This is a genomic window from Ralstonia sp. 24A2 (genome assembly GCF_051783885.1).
Classification (GTDB): domain Bacteria; phylum Pseudomonadota; class Gammaproteobacteria; order Burkholderiales; family Burkholderiaceae; genus Ralstonia.
The window spans coordinates 489,843-508,584 of record NZ_JBPVZD010000001.1 but is presented as its reverse complement, the minus strand read 5'-3'; the positions used below and the strand labels follow the sequence as shown (position 1 = coordinate 508,584).

18 protein-coding genes and 1 tRNA gene are annotated in these 18,742 nt (G+C 64.6%); 10 read left to right on the top strand and 9 right to left on the bottom strand.

Annotated elements, in window-relative coordinates:
* Window positions 1–2: 2 nt before the first annotated feature.
* The 4 genes from ACS13N_RS02355 to ACS13N_RS02340 form a co-directional block, all read right to left on the bottom strand.
* Window positions 3–806 carry a phosphoadenylyl-sulfate reductase gene (locus ACS13N_RS02355; protein WP_438930176.1) on the bottom strand — a complete coding sequence of 268 codons (804 nt, stop codon included), beginning with the start codon at window positions 804–806 and terminating at the stop codon, window positions 3–5.
* Entirely contained in the window at window positions 803–1,351 is a 549-nt protein-coding gene (locus ACS13N_RS02350) for a DUF934 domain-containing protein (RefSeq protein WP_438930175.1), read from the bottom strand. Before ACS13N_RS02350 ends, ACS13N_RS02355 begins: the two co-directional genes overlap by 4 nt.
* Window positions 1,352–1,368: 17 nt before the next feature.
* Window positions 1,369–3,030, bottom strand: coding sequence for a nitrite/sulfite reductase (locus ACS13N_RS02345; RefSeq protein ID WP_438930174.1), 1,662 nt, complete (start codon window positions 3,028–3,030; stop codon window positions 1,369–1,371).
* Between the two features lie 146 nt (window positions 3,031–3,176).
* Entirely contained in the window at window positions 3,177–3,950 is a 774-nt protein-coding gene (locus ACS13N_RS02340; RefSeq protein ID WP_438930595.1) for a sulfite exporter TauE/SafE family protein, read from the bottom strand.
* A 150-nt stretch (window positions 3,951–4,100) separates the two neighbouring features.
* Here ACS13N_RS02340 and ACS13N_RS02335 point away from each other — a divergent pair, with 150 nt between their 5' ends.
* The 4 genes from ACS13N_RS02335 (at window position 4,101) to ACS13N_RS02320 (ending at window position 7,319) form a co-directional block, all read left to right on the top strand.
* Window positions 4,101–5,042, top strand: a complete 942-nt coding sequence (locus ACS13N_RS02335; protein WP_438930173.1) for a CysB family HTH-type transcriptional regulator — start codon at window positions 4,101–4,103, stop codon at window positions 5,040–5,042.
* A gap of 37 nt (window positions 5,043–5,079) precedes the next feature.
* A complete protein-coding gene (locus tag ACS13N_RS02330) occupies window positions 5,080–6,258 on the top strand; it encodes an ABC transporter substrate-binding protein (RefSeq protein WP_438930172.1) in 1,179 nt (392 codons plus the stop codon).
* A 21-nt stretch (window positions 6,259–6,279) separates the two neighbouring features.
* Window positions 6,280–7,164 carry an NAD(P)-dependent oxidoreductase gene (locus tag ACS13N_RS02325; RefSeq protein ID WP_438930171.1) on the top strand — a complete coding sequence of 295 codons (885 nt, stop codon included), beginning with the start codon at window positions 6,280–6,282 and terminating at the stop codon, window positions 7,162–7,164.
* A gap of 70 nt (window positions 7,165–7,234) precedes the next feature.
* Window positions 7,235–7,319 (top strand) — tRNA-Leu (locus ACS13N_RS02320).
* A gap of 184 nt (window positions 7,320–7,503) precedes the next feature.
* Here the strand turns inward: ACS13N_RS02320 and ACS13N_RS02315 are convergent.
* The gene (locus tag ACS13N_RS02315) at window positions 7,504–7,977 is read right to left on the bottom strand and encodes a RidA family protein (RefSeq protein WP_438930170.1); all 474 of its coding nucleotides are present in this window, start codon (window positions 7,975–7,977) and stop codon (window positions 7,504–7,506) included.
* A gap of 372 nt (window positions 7,978–8,349) precedes the next feature.
* On the opposite strand from ACS13N_RS02315, the gene ilvD reads away from it, so the two are divergent.
* The 4 genes from ilvD (at window position 8,350) to ACS13N_RS02295 (ending at window position 12,820) form a co-directional block, all read left to right on the top strand.
* Entirely contained in the window at window positions 8,350–10,209 is a 1,860-nt protein-coding gene (gene ilvD / locus ACS13N_RS02310) for a dihydroxy-acid dehydratase (RefSeq protein ID WP_438930169.1), read from the top strand.
* Between the two features lie 167 nt (window positions 10,210–10,376).
* Window positions 10,377–11,177 (top strand): prolipoprotein diacylglyceryl transferase family protein, encoded by an 801-nt coding sequence (locus ACS13N_RS02305; RefSeq protein WP_438930168.1) that lies wholly within the window; start codon window positions 10,377–10,379, stop codon window positions 11,175–11,177.
* 80 nt (window positions 11,178–11,257) lie between these two features.
* On the top strand, window positions 11,258–12,121 hold the full coding sequence (locus ACS13N_RS02300) for an ion transporter (RefSeq protein ID WP_438930167.1): 864 nt from the start codon (window positions 11,258–11,260) through the stop codon (window positions 12,119–12,121).
* Between the two features lie 210 nt (window positions 12,122–12,331).
* Complete coding sequence (locus ACS13N_RS02295) at window positions 12,332–12,820, top strand: GlcG/HbpS family heme-binding protein (RefSeq protein WP_438930594.1); 489 nt, start codon at window positions 12,332–12,334, stop codon at window positions 12,818–12,820.
* A gap of 73 nt (window positions 12,821–12,893) precedes the next feature.
* Here the strand turns inward: ACS13N_RS02295 and dkgB are convergent, their stop codons facing one another.
* Genes dkgB through ACS13N_RS02275 form a run of 4 tightly spaced genes read right to left on the bottom strand, consistent with a single transcriptional unit; the run spans window position 12,894 to window position 16,232 of the window.
* Window positions 12,894–13,700 carry a 2,5-didehydrogluconate reductase DkgB gene (gene dkgB, locus ACS13N_RS02290; RefSeq protein ID WP_438930166.1) on the bottom strand — a complete coding sequence of 269 codons (807 nt, stop codon included), beginning with the start codon at window positions 13,698–13,700 and terminating at the stop codon, window positions 12,894–12,896.
* Between the two features lie 48 nt (window positions 13,701–13,748).
* Entirely contained in the window at window positions 13,749–14,951 is a 1,203-nt protein-coding gene (locus ACS13N_RS02285; protein WP_438930165.1) for an MFS transporter, read from the bottom strand.
* Window positions 14,948–15,898, bottom strand: coding sequence for a TIGR03571 family LLM class oxidoreductase (locus ACS13N_RS02280; protein ID WP_438930164.1), 951 nt, complete (start codon window positions 15,896–15,898; stop codon window positions 14,948–14,950). Before ACS13N_RS02280 ends, ACS13N_RS02285 begins: the two co-directional genes overlap by 4 nt.
* A 13-nt stretch (window positions 15,899–15,911) precedes the next feature.
* Window positions 15,912–16,232, bottom strand: a complete 321-nt coding sequence (locus tag ACS13N_RS02275; RefSeq protein ID WP_438930163.1) for a MoaF-related domain-containing protein — start codon at window positions 16,230–16,232, stop codon at window positions 15,912–15,914.
* A gap of 260 nt (window positions 16,233–16,492) precedes the next feature.
* On the opposite strand from ACS13N_RS02275, the gene ACS13N_RS02270 reads away from it, so the two are divergent.
* The gene (locus ACS13N_RS02270; protein WP_438930162.1) at window positions 16,493–16,954 is read left to right on the top strand and encodes a MarR family winged helix-turn-helix transcriptional regulator; all 462 of its coding nucleotides are present in this window, start codon (window positions 16,493–16,495) and stop codon (window positions 16,952–16,954) included.
* Complete coding sequence (locus ACS13N_RS02265) at window positions 16,941–18,740, top strand: chloride channel protein (protein WP_438930161.1); 1,800 nt, start codon at window positions 16,941–16,943, stop codon at window positions 18,738–18,740. The genes ACS13N_RS02270 and ACS13N_RS02265 overlap by 14 nt, the downstream gene beginning before the upstream one ends.
* Window positions 18,741–18,742 lie beyond the last annotated feature (2 nt).

Here is an 18,742-nt window from a genome sequence, read left to right as displayed (position 1 = left end):
CCTTAGCTCTTTTGCGACACGTTGGTCGCATGCAAACCGCATTCTTTGCTATCGCGCGATTCCCACCACCAGCGGCCGGCGCGCACATCTTCACCAGCGCGCACTGCGCGCGTGCAGGGTTCGCAGCCGATGCTGGGATAGCCCTTGTCGTGCAACGCGTTGGTGGGCACGTTGTGCTGCTCAAGGTAGGCCCAGACTTCAGCCTCGGACCAGTCGAACAGCGGGTTGTACTTGGCGATGCCGCGGGCGTCGTCGTCTTCGGCAAACGGCAGATCGGCACGGGTGACGGCCTGTTCGCGACGCTGGCCCGTGAGCCATGCATCGGCGTCTTTGAGTGCGCGATTCAGCGGCACCACCTTGCGGATGTTGCAGCAGGCCTTGCGCAGCTCGATGCTGTCGTAGAACGCGTTCAGGCCGTTGTCGCGCACGTAGGCTTCGACTGCGCGGGCGTCCGGTGCGTATTGCTCGATCGCATAACCGTAGTGCTCGCGGATGCGGTCGAGCATCGCCAGCGTTTCGGCGTGCAGGCGGCCGGTCTGCAGCGTGAAGATCGGCAGGTGCGCGCGCACAGCTTCGGGGTTGCGCAGGATCGCGTCAGTCACGACCATGTCTTCGGCGGCTAGGCTGGTGGCGAACTTCGCCACGCCGTGCTTGGCAGCAATCTCGGCCAGGCGCTCGAACAGCGCGGCTTCCTTCGCAGCCAGGGCTTCAGCCGTGCCGGTGTAGACGGGGCGCGTCCACAGCACCGGGCGTCCGATCGCGGACACCGGCACTTCGGACACGGCGATGTCTTGCGTGTCACTCATGCTGCGCTCGCCTCAGTCGCACGCTCGCGGCGGAACAGCGGACGCGGCTCGTCGACGGCACCCTGGTAGCGCACGCTGATCTCGCCGAAGCCGTTCAACGCATCGTCGATGCTCTTGTCGGCGCGCACGGCGTAGGCGTCGAAACCGCAACGGCGCATGAAGTCCAGTTGATCGCGCAGCACGTCACCGATGGCGCGCAGCTCACGCGTAAAGCCCAGGCGCTGGCGCAGCAGGAACGCCGTGCTGTAGCCGCGGCCATCGCGGAACACAGGGAAATCCACCGCCACCAACGACAGGTTCGGCAGATCGGCCTCCAATGCGAACGGCTCGTCGTCCGGGGCCAGCCACACGGCCAGCGTGCCGGCGCGGGCGCGCGTCAGCAGCGCGTCGCGGTTGGCTTGCCAGAAGGCCAGCGGCACGATGGCGTGTGCGGCGGCATCCACGTCGGCTTGCGTCAGTTCACCACCCTCGGGGGCGCGGAGCACCGTCCACTCGTCGGCCACGATTTGCGGGGCACCGTTTTGCAGCTTGATGATCTTGCTCATGTTCGTTTCCCCTCGGCTTAGGCTTCTTCACGGGCGTAGACACGTTCCTTGAACGGGGCCATGCCGATGCGGTTGTAAGTGTCGATGAACAGCTCGTCTTCCGTGCGGTTGGCGACGAAAGTGTCGATGATGCGTGTGATCACGTCGGGCATTTCTTCGGCCTTGAACGACGGGCCAATGATCTTGCCGATCGCCGAATCGTTGCCCTGCGCGCCACCCAGCGACACCTGGTACCACTCCTCGTCGTGCTTATCGACGCCCAGGATGCCGATGTTGCCCACGTGGTGGTGACCGCACGAGTTGATGCAACCCGAGATGTTGAGCGACAGCTCGCCCAGGTCGTACACATAGTCGAGGTTGTCGAAGCGCGCTTGAATGGCCTGTGCGATGGGGATCGACTTGGCGTTGGCCAGCGAGCAGAAATCGCCGCCCGGGCAGGCGATCATGTCGGTCAGCAGGCCGATGTTGGCGGTAGCCAGGCCGTGCTGCTTGGCCAGTTGCCACAGCTCGAACAGGTCGTGCTTCTTCACGTCCGGCAGGATCAGGTTCTGCTCGTGCGCCACGCGCAGCTCGCCAAAACCGAAGCGCTCGGACCAGTCGGCCACCAGCGCCATCTGCTCGGCGGTGGCGTCACCCGGGGGCAGTGCCACGCCCGGCTTGAGCGACAGCGTGACCGATGCATAGCCCGGCACGCGGTGCGCGTGCACGTTGCGGCTGACCCAGCGCGCGAACGCCTTGTTCTCCAGCAGCGCCTTCTCGTAAGCGGCGTCGGTGTCGGTCAACTTTTCATACGCGGGCGGCGCGAAGTCCTTGGCCACGCGGTCGAACTCGGCCTGCGGGATGGTCGACGGGCCGTCCTTGATCTGCTGCCATTCTTCTTCCACCTGGCGGGCAAATTCTTCCGCACCGATGGCCTTCACGAGGATCTTGATGCGCGCCTTGTATTTGTTGTCGCGGCGGCCGTAGCGGTTGTACACGCGCACGGCGGCTTCGATGTACGACAGCATGTGCTGCCACGGCAGGTCTTCCTTGATGACCGCGCCCAGGATCGGGGTGCGGCCCATGCCGCCGCCGGCCAGGATGCGCAGCAGCGTCTGGCCGTCTTTCTCATAGGCATAGACGCCGATGTCGTGCAGTTGCGTCACGGCGCGGTCTTCGCGCGTGGCCGAAATGGCGATCTTGAACTTGCGCGGCAGGAAAGCGAACTCGGGGATGAAGGTCGACCACTGGCGCAGGATCTCGCCCAGCGGACGCGGGTCCACAAACTCATCCGCCGCCACGCCGGCAAACTGGTCTGTCGTGATGTTGCGGATGCAGTTGCCGGACGTCTGGATGGCGTGCATTTCCACCGAGGCCAGCTTTGCCAGGATGTCCGGCACCTCTTCCAGCTTGATCCAGTTGAACTGGATGTTCTGGCGCGTGCTGAAGTGGCCGTAGCCACGGTCATGTTCAGCGGCGATATGGCTGAGCATGCGCATCTGGTTGGCACGCAGGTGGCCGTACGGAATCGCCACGCGCAGCATGTAGGCGTGGCGCTGGTAGTACAGGCCGTTCTGCAGACGCAGCGGCAGGAACTCCTCTTCCGTCAGCTCACCCGAAATGCGGCGGCGCACCTGGTCACGGAACTGCGCAACGCGGTCGGCGACGAGGCGGTGATCGTAAGCGTCGTATTGGTACATGGCTTTGACTGTTCAGTCCGGGCCAGCTTGCGCCGGCATGCAATTCAATTGGGGAAAAGCGTTCGTTGTGCTGCTGGGGTCGTCTCAGCGACAGCAACAACACATGACAAGCGGCATCAGCATCGCATCACACACGGGCGCACGCATCACGACACCAGCTTGATGGCCGTGACCGTCAGCGTGGCGGCAAGCGCGCCGCGCACCAGACGTTCCGGCAGATTCTTGGAGAGACGGGCGCCCAACCAGATACCCGGGATCGAGCCCACCAGCAATGAGAGCAGCAGGTTCCAGTCGATCGTGCCCAGGTACATGTGGCCCAGGCCCGCCACGGCGGTCAGCGGCACGGCGTAGGCGATGTCGGTGCCTGCCACTTCGGCGCTCTTCAATTCGGGGTAGAGGATCAGGATGAGCGTCGCGCCCACGGCACCGGCACCAATGGACGACACCGTCACCAGCACGCCGAGCACCGCGCCGACGACGATGGTCGCCACGGCCAGCGCGGTGCCCTGCAGGCGGTAGCGCGGGTTGCGGGCCAGCCAGCCCAGCACGCGCTGGCGGAACAGCAGCGAGATCACCGTCAGGATGACCGACACGCCGATCGTCAGGCGGATGAGGTGCATCCACTCCGCATCCAGGTTGCCGGCGTTCTTGAGCACGATCACCGTCACCAGCGCGGCGGGTAGGCTGCCCAGGCAGAGGCGCTTGACGATGTCCCAGCGGATATGGCCGTGGCTGCGGTGCGCGATCGTGCCCACGCCCTTGGTCAGCGATGCAAACGCCAGGTCCGTGCCCACGGCGGTGGCCGGCGAGAAGCCGAACATCAGCGTCAGCAGCGGCGTCATCAGCGAACCGCCGCCAACGCCCGTCAGGCCGACCAACAGGCCGACCAGCAAACCGGAAACCGTATAGGCGAGCGTCATGGGGGACAGTGAGGGCGTGTTATCACGGAGTTCGAGCATCGTAATGACGCCGCCTCATATCCCAAACCAATAAAAAATTGTTTGTTTATATGGCCTCGGTTATAAGTAGCGATCAGATCGCTCTCGTTCTTCTATATCGACCGCGCAGCCATGAACCTTCACCAATTCCGCTTCGTGCGCGAAGCCGTGCGGCAGAAATTCAACCTGACCGAGGCAGCAAAAGCGCTCTATACGTCACAACCAGGGGTCTCCAAGGCCATCATCGAGCTGGAAGAGGAGCTGGGTGTCGATATCTTCACGCGGCACGGCAAGCGCATCCGGGGCCTCACGGAGCCCGGCCGGCGCATCCTGGCCTCGGTGGAACGCGTGCTGGAAGAAGTCGAAACGCTCAAGCGCGTGGGCAAGGACTACGCCGCGCAGGACCAGGGCAACTTCACCATCGCCACCACGCACACGCAGGCGCGCTACGCGCTGCCCAAGGCGATTGCCGAGTTCACCCGCAAGTACCCGAAGGTGCGCCTATCTATTCAGCAGGGCACGCCCGCGCAGATTGCCGAGATGGTGCTGCACGACCAGGCCGACATCGCCATCGCCACAGAAGGCATGTCGCATGTGAAGGATCTGATCTCGATCCCGGGCTACCAGTGGCAGCACGTGGTGGTGACGCCACCCGACCACCCACTGCTCTCGCGCCAGCACCTGACGCTGGAAGACCTGAAGGGCTATCCGATCATCACGTACGACCAGCACTTTGCCGGCCGCCCCAAGATCGACCACGCCTTCGAGCTGCGCCAAATCAAGCCAGACATCGTGCTCGAGGCCATCGACGCCGACGTCATCAAGACCTACGTGGAAGTGGGCCTGGGCGTGGGCATCGTCGCCGGTGTCGCGTTTGATGCCGAGCGCGACCGCAACCTGCGCGCGATTCCGGCTGGGCACCTGTTCGGCACCAACGTCACGCATCTGGGCGTCAAGCAGGGCGCGTACTTGCGCGGCTTCGTCTACACCTTCATCGAACTGTTTGCGCCGACGCTCACGCGCAAGCTGGTCGAACAACTCATGTCCGGCGATCACGAAGCGTACGAGCTTTGATTCGCCAGCACCTTGGCCTGAACTTCCCGGAGATTTCATGACGACCCGACGTCGCCTGCTGTGCGGCATGGCGCTCTTTGCGAGTGCCGCCGCCCTTGCCATGACGGCCCTCCCCGCCCAAGCCGACATCCGCGTGGGGGTGGTGCTGTCGACCACCGGCCCGGCTGCGGCCATCGGCATCCCCAGCAAGAACACCGTGCAGATGTGGCCCGCGACCATTGGCGGCCAGCGCGCACAGGTCATCATCCTGGATGATGCGTCCGACCCATCGATGGCGGTGCGCAACGTGCGCAAGCTGATCGCCGAAGACAAGGTGGACGTGATCGTCGGCCCGACGATTGTGCCGACTGCACTGGCGTCGCTCGATGCCGTGGCCGAGGGGCAAACCCCGATGGTGACGCTGGCCGCATCCGCCTCCATCGTCGAGCCGCAGGACGCCAAGCGCCGCTGGGCCTTCAAGATGCCGCAGAACGACTCGCAGATGGCGACGCTCGTCACACAGCACATGGCCGACAGCGGCGTGCACACGGTAGGCTTTATTGGCTTTACCGATGCCTATGGCGAGAGCTGGTGGCGTGAGTTCTCGAAGCTGGCCGACGTGCGCAAGCTGAAGGTGGTCGCCAACGAGCGCTTTGCCCGCACAGACGCCAGCGTCACCGGCCAGGCGCTCAAGCTGATGGCCGCAAAACCCGATGCCATCCTGATCGCCGGTGCCGGCACGCCGGCCGCGCTGCCGGAGCGCACGCTGGTCGAGCGTGGCTACAAGGGCCGCATCTATCAGACGCACGGTATCGCCAGCACGGAGTTCCTGAAGGTCGGCGGCAAGGACGTGGAGGGCACCCTCTTCCCGACCGGCCCGGTGGTCGTCGCCCGTGAGCTGCCGACCAGCCATCCGGTACGCAAGGTGGCCGTGGAATTTGCCGATCGCTACGAAGCCAAGTACGGCACCAACTCCGTCACGCAGTTCGCGGGCGATGCCTGGGGAGCCTGGCAGTTGCTCGACAACGCCACCGCCCGCGCGCTCAAGACCGGCGCACAACCTGGCACGCCCGCCTTCCGCTCCGCCCTGCGCGATGCGCTGGAAACCACACGCGACCTGACCGTGCCCAATGGCGTGCTGAACCTGAATGCCCAGGATCACCAAGGCTTCGACCAACGCTCGCGCGTGATGGGCATCATCAAGAACGGCCGCTTCGCGTATGCGGGCCCGCGCTAAATCAACACGCAGAGATTTGCCATGACACGACTCGCCTTCATCGGCCTCGGCAACATGGGTACGCCGATGGTCCAGCACCTGATTGCCGCCGGCCACACCGTGCGCGCTTATGTGCGCCGCCCGGAAGCCGCCGACAACGCCCGCGCCATCGGCGCCGAGCCATGCAGCACCCCCGCCGAAGCCGCGCGCGACGCCGAGGTCATCTTCACCAACGTCACCTCCACCGCCGACGTAGAAGGCGTGCTGCTGGGGCCGGATGGCGTCATCCATGGCGCACCGCGTGGCGCGGTGTGCATCGACCACAGCACGATCTCCGCCGTGGCCACGCGCCGCATTGCGGCCGAGCTGGAAGCCGCGGGGCTGGAATTCCTGGATGCGCCGGTTTCCGGCGGCACGGGCGGCGCGCAGAAAGCCACGCTGTCGATCATGGTGGGCGGCAAGCCCGAGGTGCTCGAACGCGTGCGCCCGTTGCTGCAACTGCTGGGCACCACCATCACCTACATCGGCGGCCATGGCTCGGGCCAGGTTGCCAAGGCGTGCAACCAGATCGTTCAGGTCATCAACATCCAGGGCATTGCCGAAGCCATGCTGTTTGCACGCGCCCAGGGCACTGACCCGTCGCGCGTGCTGGCCGCCATCGGCCCGGGCTTTGCCGGCAGCCGCATGCTCGACATGGAAGGGCCGAAGATGGCGGAGCGCAACTTTGCCGCCGGCATCGAAGCGCGCCTGCACGACAAGGATTTCGGCCTCGTGCGCGAGATCGCCCAGGAACTGGGTCTGCAAATGCCCGCAATGGAGCTGGTGGCCTCGCAGCTCAACACGCTGGTCGCCAACGGCTGGGGGTATGACGATACGGCGTCGCTGCTACGCGTGCTGGAGCTGCAGAACGCGCAAAAAGCGGGTTGATTGCGCCCTTCCCGGCGTGCCTTGTTTGGCTGGCCGGACTTCTGGCATAATGACTGGCTCAGCTGTACCTGCCCGAGTGGTGAAATTGGTAGACGCAGGGGACTCAAAATCCCCCGCCGCAAGGCGTGCCGGTTCGATTCCGGCCTCGGGCACCACCTTCTGGACTCACTTGCTTGCTCCAAGCGAGCCCCCGAACCCCGCTAGAGCCTGATGCCAGCGGGGTTTTTTGTTGCTCGGCGGTCCATCTCCGCCCCATCCCAAGCGCCATCATGTAGGCGCACGACCCTGTTACAGAACGCTCGCAGCGTCCTGCCCGCATCGATGCGGGTCACAACGCCCCTACTCGCGGACAGCAACGCAGTCGATCTCAAGCATGAAATCGGGGTTCGGTAACGGGGTGACAGCAGTGGTCCGGGCTGGAAACTTCCCGTCCGGGAAGTAGCTGGCGTAAATGCGGTTCATCTCTTTGAAGTCTTCGCGGCGTGTGATGTAGACGTTGACCTTGACGACACGATTCCAGCCAACGCCGGCCGCTTTGAGAATGCCCGTAATGCTGTCCATCACCTGCTTCATCTGGGCCGGAAAGTCATTGACGGCCAGTTTGCCGTTCTTGTCGTAAGCTGGGATGCCCGATACGAAGACCAGGTTGCCAGCCCGCACGGCGGGAGAAAGCGGCACGGGAATCGCGAACTGGCCCTCCGCATGAATGAACTCAAGCGGCGTCACGGCAGGCTTCGCCTCCTGTGCCCAGCTTGAAGCTGGGGCGACCAGGCCCAGACAAACAAGCGTTCCGAGCATCCAACGTTCGAGCATGATGGCCACCTCCTTTCATGATTGTGGCTGTCTACCACCTGACCGCTGACGCCGTGGCCGAACTGCCGAGCGGCGCGCGCACGGGTTTCTCAAAAATGCTAGGAAGCCATGCCGGGGAAAACCATCGGCAAAAGGAACGAGGGATCGCTGACACAACAGTGAACCAGCAACATTCCGCGCTAAGGTGGCCCCGACAGAAGTGGCATTCTCATTGCGCCGTCGCCCGGATACGCTGCCTAGCAACACCTGCCGCGCGGCGTGGGATAATGCGCGTTTTGCCCCGGGCACGGCTCAAGAGGTTGATCGCACGGGCGCGCGAGGGCCTTTATCCGCGTGGCCCGCTCCCACAATCGACCTTCTTCAGTACCCACAATGCCCGCATACCGTTCCAAAACCTCCACCGCCGGCCGCAACATGGCAGGTGCGCGCTCGCTGTGGCGCGCCACCGGCATGAAAGACGAAGACTTCCAGAAGCCGATCATCGCGGTCGTCAACTCGTTCACCCAGTTCGTGCCCGGCCACGTGCACCTGAAGGATCTGGGCCAGCTCGTCGCGCGCGAGATCGAAGCCGCGGGCGGTGTAGCCAAGGAATTCAACACGATCGCCGTGGACGACGGCATCGCGATGGGCCACGACGGCATGCTGTATTCGCTGCCCAGCCGCGACATCATTGCTGACTCGGTCGAATACATGGTCAACGCGCACTGTGCGGATGCCATGGTGTGCATCTCCAACTGCGACAAGATCACCCCGGGCATGCTGATGGCCGCCATGCGCCTGAACATCCCGGTGATCTTCGTGTCGGGCGGCCCGATGGAAGCCGGCAAGACCAAGCTGGCCAACCCCGTCACCAAGGCCATCGAGATCAAGAAGCTCGACCTGATCGACGCTATGGTGATCGCCGCTGACAGCAAGTACAGCGATGCGGAAGTGGCGGAAGTCGAGCGCTCGGCGTGCCCCACGTGCGGTTCGTGCTCGGGCATGTTCACGGCCAACTCGATGAACTGCCTGACCGAGGCGCTGGGCCTCTCGCTGCCGGGCAACGGCACCGTGGTCGCCACGCACGCAGACCGCGAGCAGCTCTTCAAGCGCGCCGGCCACCGCATCGTCGAACTGGCCCGCCAGTACTACGAGCAGGAAGACGAGCGCGTGCTGCCGCGCTCGGTCGGCTTCAAGGCGTTCGAGAACGCGATGACGCTCGACATCGCCATGGGCGGCTCGACCAACACGATCCTGCACTTGCTGGCGATCGCACAGGAAGCCGAGATCGACTTCACGATGGCCGACATCGACCGCCTCTCGCGCGTCGTGCCGCAGCTCTGCAAGGTGGCGCCGAACACGAATAAGTACCACATCGAAGACGTGCATCGCGCCGGCGGCATCATGGCCATCCTGGGCGAGCTGGACCGCGCCGGCAAGCTGCACACCGATACGCCCACTGTGCACGCCCCCACGATGAAGGACGCGCTGAACCAGTGGGACATCGTCCGCACGTCGGACGAAGCCGTGCAGACGTTCTATCGCGCTGGCCCGGCGGGCATCCCCACGCAAGTGGCGTTCAGCCAGAACACGCGCTGGCCGAGCCTGGACCTGGACCGCGCCGAAGGCTGCATCCGCTCGAACGAGCACGCGTTCTCGAAGGAAGGCGGCCTGGCCGTGCTGACGGGCAACATCGCGCTGGATGGTTGCGTGGTGAAGACCGCCGGTGTGGACGACAGCATTCTCGTGTTCGAAGGCACCGCCCACGTGACCGAATCGCAGGACGAAGCGGTCGAGAATATCCTCGCCGACAAGGTCAAGGCCGGCGACGTGGTGATCGTGCGCTACGAAGGCCCGAAGGGCGGCCCCGGCATGCAGGAAATGCTCTACCCGACGAGCTATATCAAGTCCAAGGGCCTAGGCAAAGCCTGTGCGCTGCTGACCGACGGCCGCTTCTCGGGCGGCACGTCGGGCCTGTCGATCGGCCACTGCTCGCCGGAAGCGGCGGCGGGTGGCGCCATCGGCCTCGTGCGCGATGGCGACAAGATCCGCATCGACATCCCCAACCGCACGATCAACGTGCTGGTGAGCGACGAAGAACTGGCGCGTCGCCGCGAAGAGCAAAACGCCAAGGGTTGGAAGCCCGCCAAGGCGCGTCCGCGCAAGGTATCGGCTGCGCTCAAGGCGTATGCCAAGCTGGTCATGTCGGCCGACAAGGGTGCCGTGCGCGACCTGTCGCTGCTGGACGACTGACATGGCGACGGGCCCTGTGCCCAGTTGTCGAAGCCGCTCTCCGGAGCGGCTTTTTCTTTGGACGTTGCCCGCCGCAGCATCCACAAGATGTCGCAAGTGCACGCGCCGAACTCCCCGTGTCGGCCGTTGTCTAGCGTCTCATTGCCTATCTTGACCGCAGATTCCTCATGATGAGTGTTGGCCCGTTCTCAGTGCACGTGATTGTCGTGGTGCTGGCAGCCCTGATTGCGTGGCTCGTTGCACGGTCCATGCAGCGCGGCGAGCCGCGCAAACCGGCGGCCAACCTCCTGCTCGATGCCCTGTTCGCTGGCCTGATTGCCGCGCGCATCGGCTATGTCGCACGCTGGTGGCCGGAATATGCTGCCGTGCCCAGGTCCATCATCGCGATCGGTGACGGCGGGTTCGACTGGTGGATCGGGCTGCCGGCTGCCGTTGTATTCGTGCTCTGGAAATCGCGCCATGCACGCGCACTGCGCCGGCCAGCCTTGATGGGCATTGCTGCCGGCATGCTGGCGTGGGCGGCTGCGCAAGGCACCCTGGCGACGCTTCAACGTGCAACGCCGTCGCTCTCTGCGTTGCAGCTTGAAGGCATGGACGGCGCCGCCGTGTCGTTCGACAAACCCATCGGCAAACCCGTTGTCCTGAACCTGTGGGCCAGCTGGTGCCCGCCGTGCCGGCGCGAGATGCCGATCCTCGCCCAGGCGCAGTCCGACTACCCAGGCGTCGCCATCCTGATGGTCAACGAGGGCGAGCAGGCACCCACGGTGCAACAGTTCCTCGCACAACAGGGGCTGACGTTCAACCAGGTGCTGCTGGACCCGCTGTCCGAAGCCATGCAGACCTTCGGCTCGCGCGGGCTGCCGACCACGCTGTTCTTCGATGCGCAGGGCAAGCTGGTCGACTCGCACATGGGTGAGATCACCGCCGCCCGCCTGAAAGACGTGGTGGAGCATCGCCTCCAGCCCTAGGGCCTGTTGACGCGGCGGGGTACCGTCAAATCAGTCAATTCTGATATGCGTTACGACTTGTGCCTTCTACAGTCGGGCGCATGAAGACATCGATCCGAAAACTCGTGAGCATCGTGCGCCACGCCGCAAGCGATGCCGTCAGCCCGGCGCGGTTTCAGCGCAACCTCGATATCGTGGTGCTGGGGCTGATCGTAGCCAGCGTGCTCGTCGTCATGGCCGATAGCGTGAAGGAGTTTCACGCGCAATACGGCCAGGCGTTGTATGTGACCGAGTGGGCGTTCACGCTGCTGTTCACGGCGGAATATCTGTTCCGCCTGCTCACCGCCCCCAAGCCTGCGGCCTACGCGCGCAGCTTCTTCGGCATCGTGGATCTCGTCTCCGTGCTGCCGACGTATCTCGCGTTCTTCTTCCCCAGCCTGCATGCGCTGATTGACGTGCGCCTGCTGCGGCTGCTGCGCGTGTTCCGCATTCTCGGGTTGTCGATCTATCAAGAAGAAGGGCAGGCGCTGATGCGCGCCCTCACCCGTGCACGCCGCAAGATCTTCGTCTTCATCGGCGGCATGTTCGTGCTCACGGTCATCCTGGGCACGGTGATCTATCTGGTGGAAGGGCCGGAGAACGGCATTACGAGCATCCCCGTGGGCGTGTACTGGGCAGCGGTCACGATGAGCACCACCGGCTACGGCGACCTCACACCGCAAACACCGCTCGGCCGCCTCATCACGTCATGCGCGATCCTGCTCGGCTACGGCATCATCGCGTTCCCGACCGGCATCATGGGGGCAGAACTCGTAGCGACAGCGCTGGAACGCAATCGATCACAGAAACCAGCAACAGAAGTCGATCCGCCGCGATGCCCCTACTGTGGCGGTACCGTATCGGCACCCGAATCGACCGCCACAAACACTGCACAAGGCGCAGCTGCGCCGTGCAGTCGCGACTAGGAAAGCACCAGGGCCGGTCAGCAAGATCGGACGATTCTCATTTTCCTGCGTCACAGCCTGTCACACACTGGAGTCATCAATCGGCCCCGCCGCGGTTGATCGCATTGGCCCCGACGGACATGCCTTGAGAAACCACGGGCGGCTCCTTCCCAGGCCGGGTATCGGCTTGGGCCTGCACTTCAGTGAATCCCTTCAGGAGTTTTCATGATCATTCGTTCTGCTTCCGCTCTGGCGGCAATCACCCTGGCAACGTTGGCTGGCACCGCATCCGCGCAAGCACTGCAGGAGAAGAACCTGCCCATGAGCGTGGCCGCCGAGATCGCCCAGCAGGCCGTTCAAGCCTGCGCAGCAGACCGCTACAACGTGGCCGTTACCGTACTGGATCGCACGGGTGTGCCGCGTGCTGTCCTGCGCGCAGACAACGCCGGGTTGCATACGGTCGATGCATCGCGTCGCAAGGCCTTCACAGCACTGTCGACACGCACGCCCACCACCAAGATGGCGGAGAACATCCAGAAGAATCCGGCGCTGGCACAACTGACGGCGATTGACGGCTTCCTGGTGCTGGGTGGCGGTGTTCCCATCAAGGCTGGCGACGAGGTGATCGGTGCCGTCGGCGTGGGTGGCGCGCCCGGCGGCCATCTGGATGAAGCCTGCGCATTGAAGGCCATCGAGAAGGTCCAGGCGAAACTGATCTAACGCCGCAGTACACCTCAACGGAAAAAGGCCAAGCAGTTGCTTGGCCTTTTCTATTGCATCAGCAATGCGTGGCTCAGTCCCACTGCGCTGCGAGCCCCTCGGGCGACACCTCGCGGCCATTGCGTTCAAGCGCGGCAATCTGCGCCATGTCGTCGTCCGTCAGACGCAGCGTTTGCGCGCGCAGGTTGCTCGCCAGGTTCTCGCGCTTGGTCGACGACGGGATCACCGAGTAGCCGAGCTGCATCGCCCAGGCGAGCACGACTTGTGCCGGCGTTGCTTCATGCCGCTGCGCGATCGCGCCGATCACTGGATCACCCAGCACCTTGCCATACGCCAGCGTCATGTACGAGGTGACATGAATGCCTTCGCGCTGCAGGAAATCCACGAGCTTGCGGTTCTGCAGATACGGGCTCAGCTCGATCTGGTTGGTGGCGATGGCGTCTTTGCCGACGGCCGCAATCGCCTGCTGCGTCAGCTCGATATTGAAGTTCGAGATGCCGATCTGGCGGGTCAGCCCCTTGACCTTGGCATCGGCCAGCGCGGTCATGAACGCCTCCAGCGACACACCGTTGTTGGGCGCGGGCCAGTGGATCAGCGTGAGGTCGACGTAATCCGTGCGCAGCTTGGCGAGGCTGTCTTCGAGGCTCGGCACGAGCTTGCCCTTCGCGTAGTTGTCGACCCAGATCTTGGTGGTCAGGAACAGGTCTTCACGGCGGACGTTCGCGTCGGCAATCGCCTCGCCCACGTCGGCTTCATTACCGTAGATCTGCGCGGTGTCGATGGCGCGGTAGCCGAGCTCGAGACCATTGCGGACCGAGTCGATGACAACTTGGCCCTTCAGGCGGAAGGTGCCGAGGCCGAAGGCAGGAATGCTGTTCATCTTGTGCTCCAAAGGAGAGGTATCAAGGATGGAATGGATGGCATCGAATCAGGGGTTCATGGCCAGGCGCGTCCGGCGCTGCACCACGTGCAGGCCCACCAGTGCAAGGCCTGCCGCCGCGATCACCGCGCCGACGATCGGCACCGCTGCATAACCGAAACCTGCTGAGATGGCCGCACCACCGGCCGCCGCACCCAGCGCGTTGCCAAGGTTGAACGCACCTACGTTGACCGACGACGCCAGCCCGGGGGCCTCGGCCGCAGCGCGCATCACGCGCATCTGCAACGGCGGCACCACGGCGAAGGTCGCAATGCCCCACACCAGCAGCGCGGCAGCCGCACCCACATGGGTTTTGGCTAGCGCCGGGAAAGCGAGCATCGTCACGATCAGCAGCACAAGGAAGCCGATCAGGCTGCCATCAAGCGAGCGATCCGCCAGGCGGCCGCCTGCGATATTGCCAATCGAGAAACCAATGCCAATCAGCACCAGCATTGCCGTCACGAAAGCAGGCGCGGCGCTGGTCAGTTGGGTGAGTGTCGGAGCGACGTACGTGTAGAGCGTGAACATCGCACCCGCGCCAAGCACCGTGGTGAGAAGCGCACCGAGCACAACCGGGCGCGTGAGCACCGCGAGTTCAGCACGCAGATTGGGCATCTTGCCGGCCTCACCCTTGGGCAGGGCGGCGAACAAGCCAGCGATGGCAATCACGCCCAGGCTTGCCGTGGCGGCAAACGACATGCGCCAGCCGATCATCTGACCCAGCCATGTCGCGGCTGGCACGCCACCCACGTTGGCAATCGTCAGGCCCATGAACATGGTCGCCACGGCACTGGCCTGCTTCTCGCGCGGCACGAGGCTCGCCGCCACCACTGAACCGAGGCCGAAGAACGCGCCATGGTTGAGGCTGGTGACGAGTCGTGCGAGCAGCAGCGTCGTGTAATCCGGCGCGACGGCCGACAGCAGATTGCCGATGGTGAAAATGCTCATGAGCGCAATCAGCGCCTTGCGGCGGGGCCAGCGCGCGAGCAGCAGCGTCATCACCGGCGCGCCAACCATCACGCCGATGGCGTAGGCGCTGATCAGCATGCCGGCCTGCGGAATCGACACATGCACGCCGTCGGCAATCACGGGCAACAGGCCCATCGGCGAGAACTCGGTAGTGCCGATGCCAAAGGCTCCGGCGGCAAGCGCGAGCAGCGGCAGCGTTGCGCTGCTGCGTGCGTGCTCGGCGGAAGGAGTGGTTGGGTTCATGCTGCGTGCTCCAGTACAGGGGTATGGGTATGGAAGATCGGCAGAACTTCTGCAGCGATTTCCGCAAACGTTTCAGCAAGCGGGCGACGATTGCGGCGGAAATGCAGCCCGATATGCTGCACACCCGCGTCACGCATCGCCGCCAGTTCTTCAGCCAGGGCGATACGGCCAGCGCGTGCGCCAAAGCGGTGGCGCTGCAGCGGCATGTACGGATCGTCGGCAAGATCGAGGTGGATGAAGCTCACATACGGCTTGTCACCCGCCACGGCACGCCACGCGGCGGCGCGCTGTGCGTGGTCTACCGGCGTGCCCGGATAGGCAAGGCAGCCATCCATGTGCACACCAATCCAGGCCGGTGTCTGCTGTGCGAGGCCCGCGACCAGCAACGGGAACGGCGTACGCAGGGTCGGCAGGACTTCCACGCCGGCGGGCAGATTGCCTTGGGCGCCGTCGCGCAGCATCGCGATCTGGTCGCGGAAGCGTGCGCCACGCGATTCGAAGTCGCGGTTGAACAGCGGATATTCGACCGGCCGATCACCGCTTGCCACGCCGAGCAGCAAACGGCCGCGGCTGAGTTCTTGCACCGTCGCGGCGGACTTCAGCGTCAACAGCGGCTCGCGCAGCGGCAGCACGATGGCCGCCGTACCGAGCAGGATGTCGCGGGTGGTGCCCGCAAGGTAGCCGAGATACGAAAACGCCTCGAACACCTGCGCGGCATCGCCGAACGCGGGATCGTACACCGGCACGTCCCGCACCCAGAGGGCACGGAAGCCGAGCGTATCCGCCAGTTGCACCAGGGTTGCGTGGTGCTCCATGTCTGGCACGCCGGGGCGGCGTCCATCCTGCTGGCGTTTGGCTTCGCCTGCAGGGGACCAATCGTTGTCGAGCGGCAGCTCGATACCGATGCTGAAGCCGCCGCGTGTCAGTTTGTCGAGTGAAGTAGACATGATCGTGACCGGCTCAAAGCGCGCGCAGGTCGCCTTCCAGGCGGTGCAGCTCCAGAGACGCTGTCGTGAAGAACGAGCGCGAGGTGCCCGCGCCAAAGTCGTCAATGTGGACCACCGTCGAGCGGTCGGCTTCTTGCCACGAAATCGCGTAGATGCCGTTGGCCACCGGCTGCCACGTATAGGCAACCTCGCCGCGGGCACCGGCAAACGGCCCTTCGGTGATCTCGTAGCGCATATGGATGCCGTCCTCGGCATACGCGTTGGTAGCCGTGAGGCCGCCGTAACGGACTTCGAACGCCTTGCCGGCAAACGGTGGGAGGGTTGATGCGTGCATGTTGGTGATCTCCTGAAGCCACCACACCAGCGGCATGACCGTTCAGTGCAGTAGGAATGGAGCGCAGTGTGCTGGCTTTACCTGTGCGCATAAACCCGGTTTGACAAGAAAGACACTTGATTCCCAATCAACAATCGAGGGACCCCGGCAGCCACCGCCAGCGGCATCGCCTTGACCGGCACGTTGCAATTCGGCTATCGATCACCTCTTCCATATATGTCATATTGTGATACATTCCACCAGAAACGTACTGCCATACCATGTCGCCCTCCACCCCACGCCCCCTGTCCAAGCAGGATTTCGAGACCCTGTCCGATTTCCGCTATCACCTGCGCCGCTTCCTGCGTGCGTCTGAAGACCTGATCCAGTCCGAGGGGATCACGCCGCTGCAATATCAGCTGCTGCTGCACATCAAGGGCTATGCCGGACGCGAATGGGCGACCGTGGGTGAGCTGGCTGAACGCCTGCAGGCCTCGCCGCACGGCACGGTGGCACTGGTCACCCGCTGCGAAGAAGCAGGCCTGGTCGAACGCCGCCCGAGCGAAGCCGACGCCCGCCAGGTGGAAGTCCACCTCAGCAAGAAGGGCGACCACCTGGTCGCACTGCTGGCGGCACTGCACCAGAGCGAGCTGTCCATCTTCAGCCGCGCCTTCAAGATTCCCTACCTTGAACAACCCGTCGAACAACACTCAGTCGAGCAGTCACGTCATGCAAGCCCTTGACCATCGGCGTGATTTCGCGACCGACACGACGCTCTTTCGCACCACCACGCTGGCGGTCGTCATTGCCGCCTTCGCCACGTTGGCGGCGGTGGCGCTGCTCAACCTGATCCGCTTCTTCACCAACCTGTTCTTCTTCCAGACGCTGTCGCTGGCCGACCATTCGCCGGCAGCCAACACGCTGGGGCTGCGGGGGATCGTGGTGCCGGTCATCGGCGGGCTGATCGTCGGGCTGATGGCACGCTTCGGCTCGGAGAAGATTCGCGGCCATGGTATTCCCGAGGCCATCGAAGCTATTCTCTTCGGCAAGAGCAAGATGTCGCCCAAGGTGGCGGTGCTCAAGCCGCTGTCGTCGGGCATCGTGATCGGCAGCGGCGGGCCGTTCGGCGCGGAGGGCCCGATCATCATGACCGGCGGCGCACTCGGCTCGCTGTTCGCACAGTTCTTCAAGCTGACCGCCGCCGAGCGCAAAACGCTGCTGGTAGCAGGTGCCACGGCGGGCATGACAGCGGTGTTCGGCACACCGGTGGCCGCGCTGCTGCTGGCGGTGGAACTGCTGCTGTTCGAATGGCGCCCACGCAGCATGCTGCCGGTGGCGGTAGCGTGCGCGGTGGCGGGCTTCCTGCGCGTACTGGTGCTGGAGCCCGGCCCCCTCTTCCCACTGGAGACAGCTCCGGCGACGCTGCCCGCGCTGGGCTCGTGCGTGGTCGCGGGGCTGCTGTGCGGCGCGCTGGCGCGCTCGCTGTCGATGGCGCTCTACAAGACGGAAGATCTGTTCGGCCGCCTGCCGATCCACTGGATGTGGTGGCCGGCCATCGGCGGTCTGGCAGTCGGCATTGGCGGGTACTTCGAGCCGCGCGCGCTGGGTGTCGGCTACGACGTCATCGGCGATCTGCTGCACAACCATCTGGCCATCAAGGTGGCGCTGGCGTTGCTGGTGGTCAAGGCCATCATCTGGGTGATTGCCCTGGGCTCGGGCACCTCAGGCGGTGTGCTCGCCCCGCTGCTGATGATGGGCGCGGGCCTCGGTGTGCTGATCGGCCCCGTGCTGCCGGGCGGCGATCCGGGCCTGTGGCCGCTCGTGTGCATGGCGGCCATGCTGGCCGGCGTGCTGGGCGCCCCGCTCACGGCCATCGTCTTCGCGTTCGGGCTCACGCACGATGTGAATGCGCTGCTGCCGATCCTGCTGGCGGTGGCGGTGTCCTATGGCTTTGTCGTGCTAACCATGCCTCGCTCGATCATGACCGAGAAGATCGCGCGCCGCGGCTTCCATATCTACCGGGAATACGCCGTCGACCCGCTCGAGCGCCACGCCGTGGGCGAGGTGATGACACGATCGGTGCAGACCATCGAGGCCACGGCCTCCATCACGGACGTACTGACCGCACGCTTTGGCACTACACAGGCGCATCGCGCATTTCCTGTCGTGCGCGACGGTGCGCTGGTTGGCACGCTCGACCGCGACGCCCTGCTGGCTGGCCAGCAACGCGGCGCAACCACAATTGCCGAACTGTTCGGTGCCAACGCACCCGTGATGGCGCTGCCAGATGAAACCTGCCGCATCATCGCCACGCGCCTGGCCGTGCATGGCTTGGAGCGGTTGCCCGTGGTGGCCGACTCGCAATCGCGCAGGCTGGTGGGTATCGTGTCGCGCAGCGATCTGGTCAAACCGTCGCTGGCGTTCTTTGATGAAGAGCAGCGCCGTGAGCGCTTCCGCCGCGCGCCGCTGTCAGGCGCGCGCACCCAGCTGGAGCTGCGGCGCCGGCGTGCCGGCCGGGCGCCACGTTGATG